This is a genomic window from Streptomyces sp. ME19-01-6, assembly GCF_033793745.1.
Taxonomy (GTDB): domain Bacteria; phylum Actinomycetota; class Actinomycetes; order Streptomycetales; family Streptomycetaceae; genus Streptomyces.
In genome coordinates this window covers 42,683-58,614 of the sequence record NZ_JARAXF010000008.1, presented here as the reverse complement: position 1 = coordinate 58,614, position 15,932 = coordinate 42,683, and the positions used below count along the sequence as shown (strand labels likewise).

Genomic DNA, 15,932 nt, shown 5'->3' with positions numbered 1-15,932 from the left:
AGTCCCCCACGGGCAGGGACGTGTCCACGGTCAGGGACGTCGCCAAGCGTGCCGGGGTGTCCGCGTCCACCGTCTCCCGCGTCATGGGTGGCACCTATCCGGTGGCCGCGGCCACCCGGGCCAGGGTGCTCAAGGCGATGCGCGAGCTGGACTACGTGGTCAACGCGCATGCCCGCGCGCTCGGCGGGTCCACCAACAAGACGGTGGCGTTCGTCGTGGACGATGTGACCGGGCCTTTCTACGCGCACATCGCGCGCGGTGTGGAGGAGCAGGCGTCCGCCGAGGGGCGGCTGTGCATGCTGTGCACCACCCACGGCGACCCGCAGCGCGTCCTCGCCGTGGTGGAGATGATGCGCGAGCAGCGGGCCGACGCGGTGATCGTGGTCGGCGGCGCCTGGGAGGACAAGGCCTACCAGGACCGTATGGCCCACTTCGCGCACGCCCTGGACCGGGTGGGCTCGCGGCTGGTGCTGGTCGGCAGGCCGCCGCTGGGCGAGGGCGTACCGGCCACCGTCGTGGACTACGACAACGAGGCCGGCGCCTTCGCGATGACCACCCACCTGCTCAGCGCCGGACACCGGCGGATCGCCTATCTGGCCCGGGTTCCGGGCCTGTCCACGAGCACCCAGCGCATCAGTGGCTTCACCCGGGCCCATGAGCTGATGGGCCTGAGCCCGGACCCGGCCCTGATCCTGGACGGAAGATTCACCCGCGCCCACGGCTACCGCGCGGCCCGGGAGCTGCTGGCCTCCGGGGCCGAGTTCAGCGCGGTGTTCGCGGGGACCGACATGGTGGCGGCGGGGGCGTTGCAGGCGCTGCGCGAGGGTGGTCTGCGGGTGCCCGAGGACGTCTCGGTGGCCGGCTACGACGACATCCCGGTGGCGATCGACGTCTACCCCGCTCTGACTACCGTGCACGTGCCGCACGAGGAGCTGGGCCGCACCGCGGTGCGGCTGGCCCTGCACCGCGAGGAACTGCCCGAGAGCCAGCACCAGGTGCTGGGCACGCATATCGTCATCCGCGCGTCGACCAGGGGCCCCGGCCGTCCCCAGGGCCGGGAAACGGCGTAGCAGACGGCGTGGCGAGCAGCGTCGAAAAGGTCTAGAAAACGGTCTCTGTCCCTTGCTTCCGCGCGGCGGCAGTCGTGGCGGAAACGATCGAAAAATTTCGGGTCTGGTAGCGGCGGAAGACAGCATGGTGCGGCGCGCCCATGATGGACACCGGTTTCCTGGGTTCCCCCACCGCACGCCTTCTTGGAGCGACCACCATGGCGCAGAGCCGGCCGAGGTTCCTCGTCTACACCCGCACCACCGCGTATCGGCACGACTCCATTCCCGATGGTGTCCGCGCCTTCCGCGAGCTCGGCGCCGAGCACGGCTTCGACGTGGAGGCGACGGAGGATCCGCGGGACCTCGAGAGCGGCCTCGACGGCTTCGCGGCCGTGGTGTTCCTCTCCACCAGCGGCGATGTGCTCACCCCTGAGGGACGGAAGGCGCTGCGGGCTTACTGCGGGACGGGCGGCGGGTTCATGGGTGTGCACGCCGCGGCCTGCACCGAGTACGGCTGGCCGTACTACGGCGAGTTGCTCGGGGCCCGATTCGACCGCCACCCCGCACTGCAGCCGGGTGTCCTCACCATCGAGGACCGGGACCACCCGGCGACCAGCCACCTGGGTGCCACCTGGGCGTTCACCGACGAGTGGTACGACTTCCGGGCCAGCCCGCGCGGTGCGGTGCGGGTACTGGCCTCCGCCGACGAGACCTCGTACGAGGGCGGGGGGATGGGGGACGACCATCCACTCGTCTGGTGTCATGAGCACGGCGACTCCCGGGTCTTCTACACCGGGCTCGGACACACCCCCGAGGCGTACGACGATCCCGCCTTCCGGGCCCACCTCCTCGGCGGGCTCCGCCACGTGGCGCGATCACAGCCCTGACCACATCCCGCACCACCCCCCCCAACCCCCCCACGACCGCCCCCCCACGATGGGAGTGACTTCTCGATGAGCCGCGAGAACACGCACAAGCTCAGCCGCCGCGGAGTGCTGAAGGCCGCCGGAGGGCTCGCCCTCGCGGGCGCCGCCGGCGGCCTCACCGCCGCCGTCACCGCGGGCTCCGCCGACGCCGCCCCGGCCACCTTCACCCACCCCGGCATGCTGCACGCCTACGGCGAGCTCAACCGCGCCAAGGTCCGGGTGGCCGCCGGAGACGACCCCTGGCTGGCCGGCTGGAACCGACTGATCGCCAACTCGCACGCGCAGTCCGGCTGGAAGGCCAACCCGCAGGCCACCATCATCCGCGGCGGCACCGGCGAGAACTACGGCATCCTCTACAACGACATCCACGCCGCCTACCAGAACGCCCTGCGCTGGAACATCGCCGGGACCACCGCCCACGGCGACACCGCCCGGGACATCCTCAACGCCTGGTCCGCCAAGCTCACCACGCTCACCGGAAACGCCGACCGGTTCCTGGCCGCCGGGCTCTACGGCTACCAGTTCGCCAACGCAGCCGAGCTGATGCGGGGTTACTCCGGCTTCGACCTCAACCGGTTCAAGACGATGATGCTCAACGTCTTCTACCCGCTGAACAACCAGTTCCTCACCGGCCACAACGACGCCTGCATCACCAACTACTGGGCCAACTGGGACCTGTGCAACATGAACTCGGTCCTGGCCATCGGCATCCTGTGCGATGACGCGGCCAAGTACGACCAGGCCGTGAACTACTTCAAGAACGGCGCGGGCAACGGCTCGATCAAGCACGCCGTCCCGTTCGTGTACGACAGCCAGGGCCTCGCCCAGTGGCAGGAGTCCGGCCGCGACCAGGGCCACACCATGATGGGCATGGGCCAGATGGGCGCCTTCTGCGAGATGGCCTGGTCCCAGGGCGAGGACCTGTACGGCTACGACAGCAACCGCTTCATGAAGGCCGCCCAGTACGTCGCCAAGTACAACCTCGGCCAGGACGTCCCCTTCACCACGTACACCTGGGGCACCGGCCAGAACTGCGCCCAGCAGTCCCACACCGTGATCTCCTCCGCGAGCCGCGGCCAGAGCCGGCCGGTGTGGGACATCCTGCACTACCACTACGCCAGGCGCCGGGGCCTGTCCGTCCCGTACATCACCGCCATGGCGGAGAAGGGCCGTCCCGAGGGCGGCGGTGGAGACTACGGCTCCACCAGCGGTGGCTTCGACCAGACGGGCTTCGGCACTCTGCTGTACGCCAAGTAAGGCGGCTACACCAGGTAAGGCGGTACGACGGTCTTCGTTCCACGCCGGTCATCCCGAGGCTCCGCAGTTGTTGCAACTCCAACCGCCGCTCGGCCCCTGGATGACCGGCGCTCCGCACTGACTACAGTTCACAACGGCCCCCCTGTCTCCCGTTCCACCCACAAAGACGCCGTAACTCTGTCCTAGGCTGCTCGCATTTCAGGCGGAGATCGAAAGGGCGGCGTTCGCCCCGCCCGGCGGGAGGCTCTGCTCGGCCCAGATGACCTTGCCGTGCGAGGTCTGCCGGGTGCCCCAGCGCTGGGTGAGCTGGGCGACGAGCAGCAGTCCGCGGCCTCCCTCGTCGAAGGTGCGAGCCCGGCGCATATGCGGGGCGGTGCTGCTGGTGTCGGAGACCTCGCAGATCAGCCCGGTGTCATGGATCAGCCGCAGCTGGATGGGGCTGCTGGCGTGGCGGATGGCGTTGGTGACCAGCTCGCTCACCACGAGCTCGGTGGTGAAGATCGCCTCTTCCAGGCCCCAGGCCGCCAGCTGTCGTGTGGCCCACCGGCGCGCCTCGGCGACGGTTGCCGGAGTGGCCGGCACGTCCCGGGTGGCGACGTTGCCGGCGTCCAGGGTACGGGTCCGGGCGATCAGCAGGGCGACGTCGTCACTGCCCCGGTCCGGGGTGAGGACGTCCAGCACGGACTGGCACATCCGCTCGGCCGACTCGGCGGGCTCGGCCAGTGCCCGGCACAGCAGCGCCAGCCCCTCGTCGGGGTCGGGGGCGGCGGCCCGCAGCAGCCCGTCGGTGTACAGGACGAGCGTGCTGTCCTCCGGGAGCTCCAGATCGACGGTCTCGAACGGCAGGCCTCCCACGCCCAGCGGCGGCCCCGGGGGCACAGGAGGCAGCGTGACCGCCCCGCCGGGGGTGACGACGACGGGCGCGGGATGGCCGGCGCTGGCGAAGGAGGCCGTGCGGGTGATCGGGTCGTACACCCCGTACAGGCAGGTGGCGCCCAGCTCGCCCGTGCTGCCCTTTTGCTCCTCGGCCGCGCCATCGCCGGCCCGGTGGCGGAGCTCGGCCTCGGTGGTGTGGAATTCCTCCTCATCCAGGCGGATCACCAGATCGTCCAGGTGGGTGAGCAGCTCGTCCGGGGGCAGACCGATGTCGGCGAGCGTGCGCACCGCGGTCCGCAGCCGCCCCATGGTCGCCACGGCGTGCACCCCGTGCCCCACGACATCGCCCACGACCAGGGCGATCCGGGCCCCGGAGAGCCTGATGACGTCGAACCAGTCGCCCCCGACCCCCGCCGCGGTGTGCGCCGGGAGGTAGCGGGAGGCGATCGACGCGGCCTCCTGCCGCATCCCCGGCCGTGGCAGCATGCTGCGCTGGATGGCCAGCGATACGGCGCGCTCGCGCGTGTAGCGGCGGGCGTTGTCCACGCACACCGCGGCCCGCGCCGTGATCTCCTCGGCCAGCAGCAGATCGTCCTCGTCGAACGGCTCCGGCGTCCGATGCCGGTAGAACATCGCGACCCCCAGCGTGGTGCCCCGGGCGATCAGCGGCACCGCCATCACCGAGTGGATCCCGTACCGGCGCACCGACTCGGCACGGCGGGGGACCTCCCGGGTCCAGCGCCGGATCTCCTCCTCCCTGGTCGAGTGCCGCACGCCGCGGCCGGCCGCCAGGGCCTGGGCGGGGGGCGAGTACTCCGGCCAGGAATCCGCGCCTCCGGCCTCCAGCGCCGCCTCCGGGCAGCCCTCCAGGACGGACTGCTGTGCGGTACGGCGGAAGTCCACGGCCCGGCTCGCCGGGCTCACCGTCGGCTCCTGCCCGTGGTAGATCGCGTCCAGCAGGTCGACCGTGACGAAGTCGGCGAACCGGTCGACCGCCACGTCCGCCAGTTCCTGCGCCGTCAGGGTCACGTCCAAGGTGGTGCCGATCCGGACGCTGGCCTCGTTGACGATGGTCAGCCGACGGCGGGCCCGGCGCTGCTCGGTGTAGTCGAAGACCACCGCCGACAGGCCACGCACCACGCCCACGGCGTCCTTCACGGGGATCAGGTAGACGGCCCAGGCGGGCCTGCTCGGCTCATCGGACAACGGGTCGAAGCCCTCGTGGCTCATCCCTTCTCCGGTGCGGATGACCTGCTCCTGGAGCCCGTCGAGCTCCTGGACGATGGGCCGGGGGTCCATCTCGCGCAGGCGCAGCCCGCGCATCTGGTCCACCGACTGGCCCATGAGACGGGTCATGGCCAGGTTCGCGCCCACCAGCCGCGCCTGGGTGTTGTAGACCGCCACGGGAATCGGCATCTGGGCCAGCGTCCAGTTCTCCAGCAGCCGCTCCTCCTCGGACAGCTCCGGTGCGCCGGACTCCGTGCCGTGCCGGGCAGCCGCTCCCGCGCCCGCCACCACGAGCCAGCGGATCCCGCCGCGGGCGTCGGTCAGCGGATGTGCCTGGACCGTCAGCCCCACGGGGTGCCCGTCCCGGTGCCTGGCCTTGATCGGGCCGCTCCAGCTGTCGCCCGGCCGTGCGTGCAGATATCTCCGGGCCGAGGCGGGGAGATCCGCGGCGAGCAGGTCCCGCACCGGATGCCCCAGCATGTCGCCGGGCTGGTACCCGAGCAGACGCGCCGCATCGGGCCCCCAGGCCGTGACGTACCCGCCGGCATCGACCTCGATCGCCGCCGAGAGCGGTGCGGCCTCCTGGTGCCCGAACTTCTCGGCCCTGCCGTGGGGCCTCGCGGAATCGTCCTTGTGCATCGGCGTCTGCCTTGCCGGGCCGTGTCCGACCGCCCGGGCTCGGGGCCCGGACGGCACGGCTCCTCTCCCCAATGATCCCCGGCCCCGGGCCCGCTCAATCGAACCCGGGCCGTGGTCCGGACCGGAATGTGCTCGCGGGGGCTCAGCCGGCCGGGACGGCGCCCCGCTCGGCGGTGCGTACCGCCAGCTCGGCCAGCGCCTCGGGGGCGCCCACCTGGCCGCGCACCCCCGGAAAGGCGTTGATGTCCACGATCAGCGGCACCCCGCCGCCCGCGTCGATCACATCCACGCCGTAGACCTGCAGCCCGAAGACCGACCCGACCCGCAGCGCCAGCCGCGCCCAGCCGTCCGGCAGGTCCCCCGGTGCCAGCGGCAGCGCCGGGCCGCGGTCGGGGTCCGCCAGCTCCGACCTGCGCACGGCCGCGAAGACCCGGCCCGCGATCACCCACAGCTTGTGGTCCCAGCCGCTGTTCTCGGTGAACGGCTGCACCACCACCGGCTCGTCCGACCAGACGGCACAGAGGGCGCGCAGCCCGGCGTCGTCGTCGACCCGGGCCACCAGGTCGTGCCGCCGGCTGTGCCGACTCTTGATCACTACCGGATACGCGAGCTCCTCGCCGATGAGCCGGGCGAGGGCCGGAACGGTTTGGGTGCGCGCGAACGGCAGCCCCGCCCGGAGCGCCGGCTCGGCCATCGCCGTCCGGTCCTGGCACAGCCCGGTCGCCCCCGACGCGTTCAGCACCGGAGCGCCACGCTCCTCCAGGTAGCGGGCCAGACCGAGCGCGCGGGGCGTCCGAGCCTTCAGCAGATAGACATCGGCGGGCGTCCCGAAGGAGTCCGGATCTTCCGGTGCGCCGTCCCAGGCGCCCGGATCAACCGTCTCCACCCGGTGCCGGGGCGTCAGCAGCGCGGTCGCGGCGGCCAGCAGCGGGTGACCGGGCTCCGGGGTGATCAGACCGATCCTCATCGGCCCTCGCCGGCGCTCGCGGGGACCGCTTCCGCCACCCGCGCCCGCGTCCGGGCGGGCACCACGGCCATCGTCCCCGCCCCGCTCGGGCCCCGGCGGGCCAGCTCCAGGACGGCCCGCCCCACCCGCGCCGCCGCGTCCGGCACCTGACGGAAGCTCGGGAAGTCGTTCACATCGACGATCACCGGGCCGTCCGGGCCCAGCAGCACGTCCACGCCGTACAGGTCCAGGCCGAAGACCGCGCCGGCCTCGGCGGCGATCCGGCCCACCTCGGCGGACAGCGGCACCCGCCGCTCACGCACCGGTTTGTCGGGGTGCAGCGGCGAGCTCCGCTCGGTCGCGTACAGCTCGCCGCCCACGCAGTAGACCTTGAGGTCGATCCCGGAGTTGGCCACATAGGGCTGGGCTATCAGCATCCCTTCCCCCGTCGGCTTCGCCCCCGGCCCGGTCAGCAGGTCGGGGGAGGACACCAGCCGCACCGCCCGCCCCGAGCTCCCGTCGGCGGGCTTGACCACCAGCGGGAACTCCGCCTCCGGAATCTCCGCCAGCGACTCGGGCCGGGCCGCCGCGTAGGTCCGCGGCATCGGCAGCCCCCGGGCGGAGCCGATCGCCGCCGCCAGCACCTTGTCCCGCACCCCGCGGATCGCCCGCGCGTCGTTGACCGTCGTCAGCCCCACGGCCGCGGCGGCCTCCAGCAGCGTCAGGCCCGGGCCCCCGGACACGGTTTTGAGCACCCAGGCGTCGTGGCCGCCCGCCCCGACCGCCTCCGACACGCTCACCAACGAACTCCCGGGCCACACCACATCCACCCGGTGCCCCCAGGCGGTGAGCTGTCGGACCACCTCCAACGGCATGCCGTCGTAGCGGTAGTGCTCCTCCACCAGAAAGCAGAGCCTCATCGACCTTCCCTGTCACGCCGGAGGTTCGCCGACCCGTCCGGCGCGCCACAACGTCTCAGCATGTCATGGCCCACCGGAGCACTTGTGGGCGGGAACGGGACCGGCCGTGCGTCAGGAGACGATGTCCTTGCGCCCGAAGCCGCGGAAGGCCAGCGCGACCAGCACCAGCGCGTACGCGACGGAGACCGACACGCCCTCCACCATGCCGCTCCACTCCGGATGGGGCTGGAGCGCGTCGAGCCAGGCGAACTGCCAGTGCGCGGGCAGGAAGTCGCGCCAGGAGCCGAGCGCGGTGACCGCGTCCAGGACATTGCCCACGATGGTCAGCCCGACCGCCCCGCCGACCGCGCCCAGCGGGGCGTCGGTGACGGTGGAGAGCCAGAACGCCAGCGCCGCGGTGACCAGTTGGGACAGGAAGATATACGCGACCACGACGGCGAGCCGCCCCAGTGCCTCGCCCGTGGCCAGCGACCCGCCCGTGGGGAGCCGCAGTGGCTCCCAGCCGTACGCCACCGTCCCCACCACCAGCGCCACCAGCGGCAGCAGGACGATCGCGGCCGCGCTGAACCCGAGCGCCACGGCGAGCTTGCTCAGCAGCAGCCGGGTCCTGGGCACGGGCGCGGCCAGCAGATAGCGCAGCGAGGACCAGTTGGCCTCGGCCGCGACGGTGTCCCCGCAGAACAGCGCCACCGGCACGACCAGGAGGAATGCGGCCGAGACAAACAGCGCCGTGGCGGCGAAGTTGACCCCGGAGGACGTCGCGGTGACCATGAGCGTGGTCCGGTTCTCGCGCCCCTCCGGGGTGCCACCGAGCGCGAAGGCCGCGACGAGCACCAACGGCAGCGCGGCCAGCACCGTCGCCATCACCAGGGTCCGGCGTCGGCGCAACTGCCGGACCGCCTCCACCCGCAGGGGCAGGGTACGGCCCGGACGGTGTCCGGGCGCCGCCTCCACCAGAGAACTCATGCCCCTCCCTCCCGCTCAGCCTCGGCGCGCTTCGCTGCGCGGGCTTCCTTCGTCACTGCTCGCTCCTCCGTCACCGCGCGGTTCCTCAGTCCAGCCCGCGCAGCGCGCCAGGACACACGCCCCTCTTCCTGCGGCACGCTCATGCGGCCCCTCCTCCGATCAGGGTCAAGAACGCGTCTTCCAAGCGCCGGCCCCGCCCGAAGCTGATCACCGGAATCTCCAGCCGCACCAGTTCCGCGAGCAGTTGCGCGGGGCCGCTGCCGTCGAGGCGTACCAGCAGCCCGTCGCCGGTACGCGCCGCGGAGGCGACCCCCGGCAGCGCGCCCACCTTCTCCACCAGGGCGTCGCTCAGCTCGCCTTCGTGGCCGACCAGCAGGCTGTTCCCGGTGCCGGCGATCTCCTCGACCGGGCCGGCCTCGATGAGCCGGCCGCGGTCCATGACCACCAGGTGGGTGCAGGACTGCTCGACCTCCGCGAGCAGATGGCTGGAGACGATCACGGTGCGGCCCGCCGCCGCGTACCGGATCATCACCTCGCGCATCTCGCGGATCTGCGGCGGGTCGAGGCCGTTGGTCGGCTCGTCCAGGATCAGCAGATCGGGCAGGCCCAGCATGGCCTGGGCGATGGCCAGCCGCTGGCGCATGCCCTGGGAGTAGGTGCGCACCGCGCGCTCCAGCGCGTCGCCGAGCCCCGCGATCTCCAGCGCCTCGTCCAGGTGGGCGTCCTCGGCCGGGCGGCCGGTGGCCCGCCAGTACAGCTCCAGGTTGGCCCGGCCGGTCAGATGCGGGAGGAAGCCCGCCCCCTCGACGAAGGCGCCCACGCGGGAGAGCACCGAGGCGCCGGGCCTGATGGCGTGTCCGAACACGCGGATCTCACCGCTGTCGGGGGTGATCAGTCCCATCAGCATGCGCAAGGTGGTGGTCTTGCCCGCGCCGTTGGGCCCGAGCAGCCCGAGGACCTGTCCCTTCTCCACGGTGAAGGAGAGGTCCTTGACCGCGTACCGGTCGACCGACTTCGCGTATCGCTTGCTCAGCCCCGTGATCCGCAGCGGCACCTCGGCCAGCTCGGGGTCGGGAGCCGGGGCGTCCGTGCGCCGCTTGCCGGTCAGCAGCAGGACCAGCGCCACCACGGCGGCCACCAGCGGCAGCCCCCACACCCACCAGGGCAGCGGGGCGGACTGGGTGCGCACGCCCGGCGCGGTGGGGACCGTCAGGCCGCCGTCGGCGAGGGAGACGGTGTAATCGGCGGGCTCGGCCGGCGAGGCGTAGCCGAGGTCGGTCGCGGCCAGCACCAGCCGCAGCCGGTGGCCCGGGTCCACCTCGTGGTCGACGGCGGGCAGCCGGAGTTCGACGGTCCTGCCCCGCTCGGCGCCGGTGATCCGCACGGGGGAGACCAACTGCGCGGGCAGCGCCTGCCTCCCGTCGGGCCCCACGTCGTACACCTTCGCGAACAGCACCGCGTCGGGCGTGTCCGCCTTCACCCGCACCGTGACCGAGGGGGAGCCGGTGATGCGCAGCGACTGGCGCAGCGGCGCGGAGTCGAACCGGGCGTACTGCCCGGGGAAGTCGAGGGAGACCCCGACGCCCAGGGACGAGGCCTGGGAAAGCCCCGCGATGCCGGGGACCGAGGAGACGGCCGACGGTCCGCCGCCGGGCGGGTTGGCGAACGACTGCGTGCCGCCGCTCAGCCGCACGGTCCGCCCGTGGCCGGTGAGCCCCGGATAGCTGTCGCCCGTCGCGCCGCGCAGCCGGGCCGCGCCGTCGGTGGAGTCGAACCCGCCGGTGCGGGTGATCCGGAAGGCCGGGCCGGTGTCCACGCCCTTGTCGCCCTTGAGATAGCGGTCGAACCACGCCCGGGTGCGGGACGTGACGCGCTTGGTCTCGGGGTCGCCCCCGTCGTGTCCGCCGGCGATCCAGTCGACGGCGACCGGCGCCCCGTTGGCCTTGATGGCCTTGGCCATCGCGTCCGACTGGTCGAGCGGGAAGAGCGAGTCGGTCTGGCCCTGGAGGATCAGCGTCGGGACCTTGATCCGGTCGGCCACGGCGGACGGGCTGCGGGCCTCCAGCATCCGGCGGGCGGCGTCGTCCGGCTTGCCGGACACGGCGACCCGCTCGTACATCGCGCACAGCCGCTCCTCGAACCGGCCGCAGCCCTGGCCGCCCCGGTCCTCCTGGCCGCTCTGGCCACCGCGCCCCGGGTCGGCGGTGGGGGCCGCCGAGCCGGTGGTGAAGAAGATGCCTGTCCACAGGCTCTTGAAGACACCCTTGGGGAAGAGCGAGTCGGCCAGGTTCCAGTAGGTGATCGCGGGGGCGATGGCGTCGACGCGGCGGTCGTATCCCGCGGCGAGCAGCGAGGCGGCCCCGCCGTACGAGGCGCCCGCCACCCCCACCCGGGGATCGCCGGCCGCGTCGAGCCGCACCTCGGACCGCTTGGCCAGCCAGTCGATCAACCGCCGGACATCGGCCACCTCGCTCTTCGGGTCGTTCAGCCCGATCTTCCCCGTGGACGCGCCGAAGCCGCGCGCCGACCAGGTCAGCACGGCGTATCCGTCGCGGGCCAGCTCCTCGGCCTGTGCCCGCAGGTCGTCCTTGCTGCCCCCGAAGCCGTGGGCGAGCAGCACCGCGGGCCTGCGGCCGGAGCCCGCGGTGAAGTACGAGGTGTCGATGTGGGCACCCGGCATGTCCAGCACCCGGTCCTCACGGTGGACGGACGGGCGACCGTCGGAGGCGGCGGCGGCCGCCCAGGTGCCCGCACCGGCGAGCACGACGACCGCGGCTGCCGCCACCACCAGCCGTCGGCCGCGCAGCCGGGCTTTTCGCAGAATCATGTCTGCACCCTAAGCGGGCCTCCGAGGCAGGGCCGCTGACACCGGGTGGATTCCGGGCCCCTCCCCGGGGAGTATCCTGCCCGTCCTCCGTACGACGGGCGCGGTACGGCGCGGCGGCCCGGCGGGCGTGCCGAGAGTGGTTTTCCGGACCTGCTCAAACCGCCCGTGGCCAGGGGCTTTTGTCAGTGCCCGGCAGTAGAATGGAGGGGTCAAGAACAAGGGTCCCCGACCTCCCTTGGAGGATGCCGATGGCCGCTGCCGTTACACCTCTCCCGGATCTGCCGAGCTATGCGACCCTCCCGACAAAACGAGTGCCCGCCGGACGTCCGCGCGAGTGGTACGAGACCCACCACCGCCGGCTGAAGGCCATGCGTCTGGCCATCGCCCTGCTCAACTCCGGGGTGTACCGCCCCGAGCAGGCGCCCAACCGCACGATACGCACCACCGCGGCCCGGATCGGGGTGCGCCCGCCCTCCGACACCACCTGCCGCATGGTGCGGTCCCTCATCCGCTACGAGCACCGCTGACCCGCCCCGCCGCGCCGTCGTCTCCACGGCGCGGCGGGCCTTTCTCAGGCGCCCGCAGGCTTTCGCGGGTGATGTCAGTCGCGCCGGGCGACCACCCGGTAGGCGTTGGACAGATGGCGCCGGCCGGCCAGCGGCCTGATCAGGAAGTGGTCCAGCGCGGCGGCCGCCAGCAGGGCGGGGACGCCCGCCAGCATGATCGCCGTGCGCAGCAGCCGGCGGACCCGCCCCGGCGGCGGCGCCAGCCAGGGCTGGTCCTCGGGCGGGGCGAGGGCGTTCAGCAGCAGCCACACCGCGCCCAGCAGATCGACCGGGTCGTGCGGCCCGGCGTGCTCCTCGGCGACCACGGTGAAGCCGAGTCCGGACAGCTCCTCGCGCAGATTGCCCACGGGCACGAAGTGGAGGTGCTGAGGCTGCAGCCACGGCAGCCACCAGCGGCCCAGCAGCCGGGCGAAGCGACTCTCCGGGTCGGGCACGTCGATCAGCAGATGTCCGCCCGGGCGCAGCGCGCGCCGCGCCGCGCGCAGCTCCCCGCGGGGGTCCGTACTGTGCTCCAGGTAGTGGAACATGCTCACCACGTCGTATCCGTCGGCCAGTTCCGCCACCCGCTCGACGAAGCCGCCACGGATGCCCCGCGTCACCCGGCCCGCCCTCTCGGCCAGCTCCACCCCGGCGCTCAGGTCCAGCCCGTCGAAGAGGGTGCCGGGGAAGACCGTGCGGGCCGTCTCGCAGAAGTGGCCGTGCCCGGTGCCGACGTCCAGCCAGTTCCCCGGGGCCCCGGCGAACGGCCGCAGCGACTCCGCGCGCCTGACGTACGTCTTCCGCCGCCCCGCGAAGAGACCGCCCATGTCCTTCTCGCCCAGGCCGTCATAGAAGTCCCGGTAGTAGAACTTGAGGCCCTCGCCGCTCAGCCGCGGGTTCTGGAACACATGGCCGCAGTCCCGGCACCGATCCAGACGGAAGCGGCCCGGCTTGTGCTGGAAGAGGTCGGTGGTGTGCAGCCGCTCCTCCAGTCCGGCCGAGCCACACCACGGGCAGTCGACCCGGCGCGGCTCGAAGAACCGCGCGGTGCCCCGCGCGAGATCGTCCGTATAGCGCGGGCGCAGCGCGGCAACGGCCGCGGCGCGATCACCTTTCTTCGGGGCTCGGTTCGCCTCCGGGGCGCCGGAGCCCCCGTCGACGGCCGCCTCTCGGCCCTTCGTCCCTTGCGGCTCGCGTGCGCTCTCCCCTTCGACGGCGGCGCGCCCTTTCGGCTTTCCCTCAGCTACCGCCGGGCGGTGGCCTCGGCCGGGGCCGGGCGCGGTGGGGGGTTCGGCGCCGCTGCTCATCTCTCCTCCAATGAGGGGTGCGAAAGTGTCCGGGTGGCGGCCCGCGCGGCCAGCCGTTCAAGGTGGTCGGCGGCCGCGGCGGCGCCGCCGGCCGCGCGGAAGGACGCCCCGACGCGCTCGGCCGCCGCCCGATGACCCGGCTCGTACAGGACGGCGTCGAGGGCCTCGCCCAGCCCGGCCGCCGTGACCCGGCCGAACCGCACCCGCACGCCCGCCCCGGCGGCCACCACCTGCCCGGCGACCACGGGCTGGTCGTCGCGGATGGGCGCCACGACCAGCGGTACGCCATGCCACAGGGCCTCGCACACGGTGTTGTGCCCGGCATGGCACACGACGGCCGCGACCCGCGCCAGCAGCGGCAGCTGAGGGACCCCGCGCACCACCAGCACATCGTGGTCCAGCGGCGCGCCGGGCGCGGTGTCCAGCGCGCCCGCCGGATCGACGAGCACCGTCTGGAGGCGGCCGGCGCGGGCGCGGGCGGCCTCCCGGCAGACGGCGAGGAAGCGCGCCCCGGCGTCGGCGCTGACGGTGCCCAGGGTCACCAGCACCGCCGGGCGCGCCGGGTCGAGCCACCGCCAAGGGAAGTCCGGAGCGGCGGGGCGGGCGGCGATCGACGGGCCAACGAAGCGGATCCGCTCCGCGGCCCGCACGGGGCGGCCCGCCAGCTCCTCGGTGGTGAAGGCCAGCACCAGATGCGGCGAGAAGCGGGGATCCGCCGTCCCGGCCGGGTCGCCGATCCGGCCGCGCAACCCCTCCAGCAGCCCCGCCAGCCAGGCGCCGACCCGCGGCATGCCGTCCAGCGCCCCGGTGAACTCCGCCGAGGTGGTGGCCGAAGTGGCCCACCGTACGCCCAGCCGCTCGGCGACCAGGCCACCGGCGACCGCCTGCTGGTCGGCGACCACCACATCCGGCCGGAACTCCTCGACCGCCGCCCGTACCCCCGGGGCCATCGCCTCGGCGAGCGGCACCAGAAAGCGCTCCCACAGGAACTTCAGCGCTCCGGGGCCCCGTACGTCCGCGGGGCGCACCGCGCTGATGTCGCCCGCACCGAGCGTGGGCACCGCGCAGCGGAAGACCACGGCCCCCGCCCCGGCCGGCTGCCCCACGACCTCCGGCGTCCCGGCCCAGGCCACCCGGTGGCCGCGGGCGGCGAGTTCGGCCCCGACGCCGAGCGTGGGGTTGATGTGTCCGACGAGCGGCGGCACCACGAACAGGAAGCGGCGTTCGGCGGCGTGCGGAGCGCCGGCGTCGCGCGTGTCGTTCACAGGGCGGCCTCCACCTCGGCGAGAGCCGCCACCGGAGGCGTCTCACCGGGCTCGCCGATCCAGCCCAGGACATGGCCGAGCACCAGGGCGGGCACCTCGACCAGGACCGAGTGCTCATGGCCCGGCACCACGACCGTCCGGCTGCCGGGCAGCAGCGACTCCAGCCACGGCGCCTGGGCGGCCATGTCCGAATCGGCGCCGTAGAAGGCGAGAACCGGGCTGCGCACGGAACGGATCCGGCCCTCGTCCAGCACCGCGCTCGACGGTATGTCCTGGGCGATCGTGGTGGTACGCACCAGTCGGGCCGCCGACTTGGCCAGCCGGGCGGTGTGCCCGCCATGATGGGCGTCGATCCAGGCCAGGGCTTCGGCCTCGTGCTCCGACAACTGGGCCGCGGTGTAGCCGAGGAGCCTGTCGAGCTTCGCCGCCCACGCGCGGGTGGCCGGTTCGGACTCGATGAGCGAGAGGCCGGCCACCCGCTCCGGGTGGCGGACCGCGTACTGGAACGCGACCGTCCCGCCGAAGCAGTTGCCGACCAGGTGCACCGGGCCGTGGATGCCCAGCCGGTCGAGCAGCCGCTCCAGATCCCCGACGAAGGCCTCCAGCCGGTAGCCGCGCGCCGGGCGCTCGCTGCGCCCGTGGCCCCGCTGGTCGTACATGACCACGTCGATCCCGGCCGCGGCGAGCCCGGGGCCCACGGTGAAGTAGTAGGCGGCCAGGCTGTCGGTGAGCAGGCCGTGCAGAAGCACGGCGGTGGGGGTAGCGGGCCCGGCCCGGCCGGGGCCGAGCCGCTGCACATGGAGCCTGACGCCGTCCGGTCCGCCGGTGTGGACCATGGCCATCGGTCAGCTCCCCTCGGCGGCCTTCAGACAGCCGGCGACGTACTCGACGAGGCGCCCCACGGTGAGGTCGATGATCTCGTCGAGCTCCAGCCCCGCCACGAACTCGGCGAAGTTGACCTGCCGTCCGTACCGGGCCTGCAGACTTCCCGCCAGGGTGACCAGGTCGATGCTCTCCAGCTCGAGGTCCTCCATGAACCGGCTGTCCGCGGCGATCTCGATGTCGTCGAGGCCGTACTCGTCGAGCATGCTCCGGAGCATTCCGGAGATGTCCGCGAGGATGGTCTCCTCGTCGTCCGCCGCCGGCGCCGCGGCGGTCTGCTTGGCGGTACTCATGTTGCCT

General features: G+C 73.1%; 13 protein-coding genes. 4 read left to right on the top strand and 9 right to left on the bottom strand.

All coding sequences use genetic code 11. The features are described 5' to 3' along the window. The first annotated feature begins 20 nt into the window (after nt 1-20). The 3 genes from PV419_RS20615 to PV419_RS20605 all read left to right on the top strand — a co-directional run bounded on the left by PV419_RS20615 (nt 21) and on the right by PV419_RS20605 (nt 3,232). Complete coding sequence (locus PV419_RS20615) at nt 21-1,070, top strand: LacI family DNA-binding transcriptional regulator (RefSeq protein ID WP_415925355.1); 1,050 nt, start codon at nt 21-23, stop codon at nt 1,068-1,070. 197 nt (nt 1,071-1,267) lie between these two features. After that, nucleotides 1,268-1,936: a ThuA domain-containing protein gene (locus PV419_RS20610; protein ID WP_319691010.1), complete on the top strand. Its 669-nt coding sequence runs from the start codon at nt 1,268-1,270 to the stop codon at nt 1,934-1,936. Nucleotides 1,937-2,002: 66 nt separating this feature from the next. Beyond that, nucleotides 2,003-3,232 carry an alginate lyase family protein gene (locus PV419_RS20605; protein ID WP_319691009.1) on the top strand — a complete coding sequence of 410 codons (1,230 nt, stop codon included), beginning with the start codon at nt 2,003-2,005 and terminating at the stop codon, nt 3,230-3,232. 198 nt (nt 3,233-3,430) lie between these two features. Here PV419_RS20605 and PV419_RS20600 read toward each other — a convergent pair whose 3' ends face one another. The 5 genes from PV419_RS20600 to PV419_RS20580 form a co-directional block, all read right to left on the bottom strand. Beyond that, complete coding sequence (locus PV419_RS20600) at nt 3,431-5,974, bottom strand: SpoIIE family protein phosphatase (RefSeq protein WP_319691008.1); 2,544 nt, start codon at nt 5,972-5,974, stop codon at nt 3,431-3,433. A gap of 142 nt (nt 5,975-6,116) precedes the next feature. After that, on the bottom strand, nt 6,117-6,941 hold the full coding sequence (locus PV419_RS20595) for an alpha-L-glutamate ligase (RefSeq protein ID WP_319691007.1): 825 nt from the start codon (nt 6,939-6,941) through the stop codon (nt 6,117-6,119). After that, nucleotides 6,938-7,840, bottom strand: a complete 903-nt coding sequence (locus PV419_RS20590) for a hypothetical protein (protein WP_319691005.1) — start codon at nt 7,838-7,840, stop codon at nt 6,938-6,940. Before PV419_RS20590 ends, PV419_RS20595 begins: the two co-directional genes overlap by 4 nt. 111 nt (nt 7,841-7,951) lie before the next feature. Then, the gene (locus PV419_RS20585; protein WP_319691003.1) at nt 7,952-8,806 is read right to left on the bottom strand and encodes an ABC transporter permease; all 855 of its coding nucleotides are present in this window, start codon (nt 8,804-8,806) and stop codon (nt 7,952-7,954) included. 139 nt (nt 8,807-8,945) lie between these two features. Next, nucleotides 8,946-11,633 (bottom strand): alpha/beta fold hydrolase, encoded by a 2,688-nt coding sequence (locus PV419_RS20580; protein ID WP_319691001.1) that lies wholly within the window; start codon nt 11,631-11,633, stop codon nt 8,946-8,948. Nucleotides 11,634-11,875: 242 nt separating this feature from the next. Here PV419_RS20580 and PV419_RS20575 point away from each other — a divergent pair, with 242 nt between their 5' ends. Next, nucleotides 11,876-12,160, top strand: coding sequence for a hypothetical protein (locus PV419_RS20575; RefSeq protein ID WP_415925346.1), 285 nt, complete (start codon nt 11,876-11,878; stop codon nt 12,158-12,160). A 74-nt stretch (nt 12,161-12,234) separates the two neighbouring features. Here PV419_RS20575 and PV419_RS20570 read toward each other — a convergent pair whose 3' ends face one another. The 4 genes from PV419_RS20570 to PV419_RS20555 are packed head-to-tail and all read right to left on the bottom strand — an operon-like array spanning nt 12,235 to nt 15,925. After that, on the bottom strand, nt 12,235-13,485 hold the full coding sequence (locus tag PV419_RS20570) for a class I SAM-dependent methyltransferase (RefSeq protein ID WP_319690997.1): 1,251 nt from the start codon (nt 13,483-13,485) through the stop codon (nt 12,235-12,237). After that, the gene (locus PV419_RS20565) at nt 13,482-14,750 is read right to left on the bottom strand and encodes a glycosyltransferase (protein WP_319690996.1); all 1,269 of its coding nucleotides are present in this window, start codon (nt 14,748-14,750) and stop codon (nt 13,482-13,484) included. The genes PV419_RS20570 and PV419_RS20565 overlap by 4 nt, the downstream gene beginning before the upstream one ends. Beyond that, nucleotides 14,747-15,592: an alpha/beta hydrolase gene (locus tag PV419_RS20560; protein WP_319690994.1), complete on the bottom strand. Its 846-nt coding sequence runs from the start codon at nt 15,590-15,592 to the stop codon at nt 14,747-14,749. The genes PV419_RS20565 and PV419_RS20560 overlap by 4 nt, the downstream gene beginning before the upstream one ends. 3 nt (nt 15,593-15,595) lie before the next feature. After that, complete coding sequence (locus tag PV419_RS20555) at nt 15,596-15,925, bottom strand: acyl carrier protein (RefSeq protein ID WP_319690993.1); 330 nt, start codon at nt 15,923-15,925, stop codon at nt 15,596-15,598. Nucleotides 15,926-15,932 lie beyond the last annotated feature (7 nt).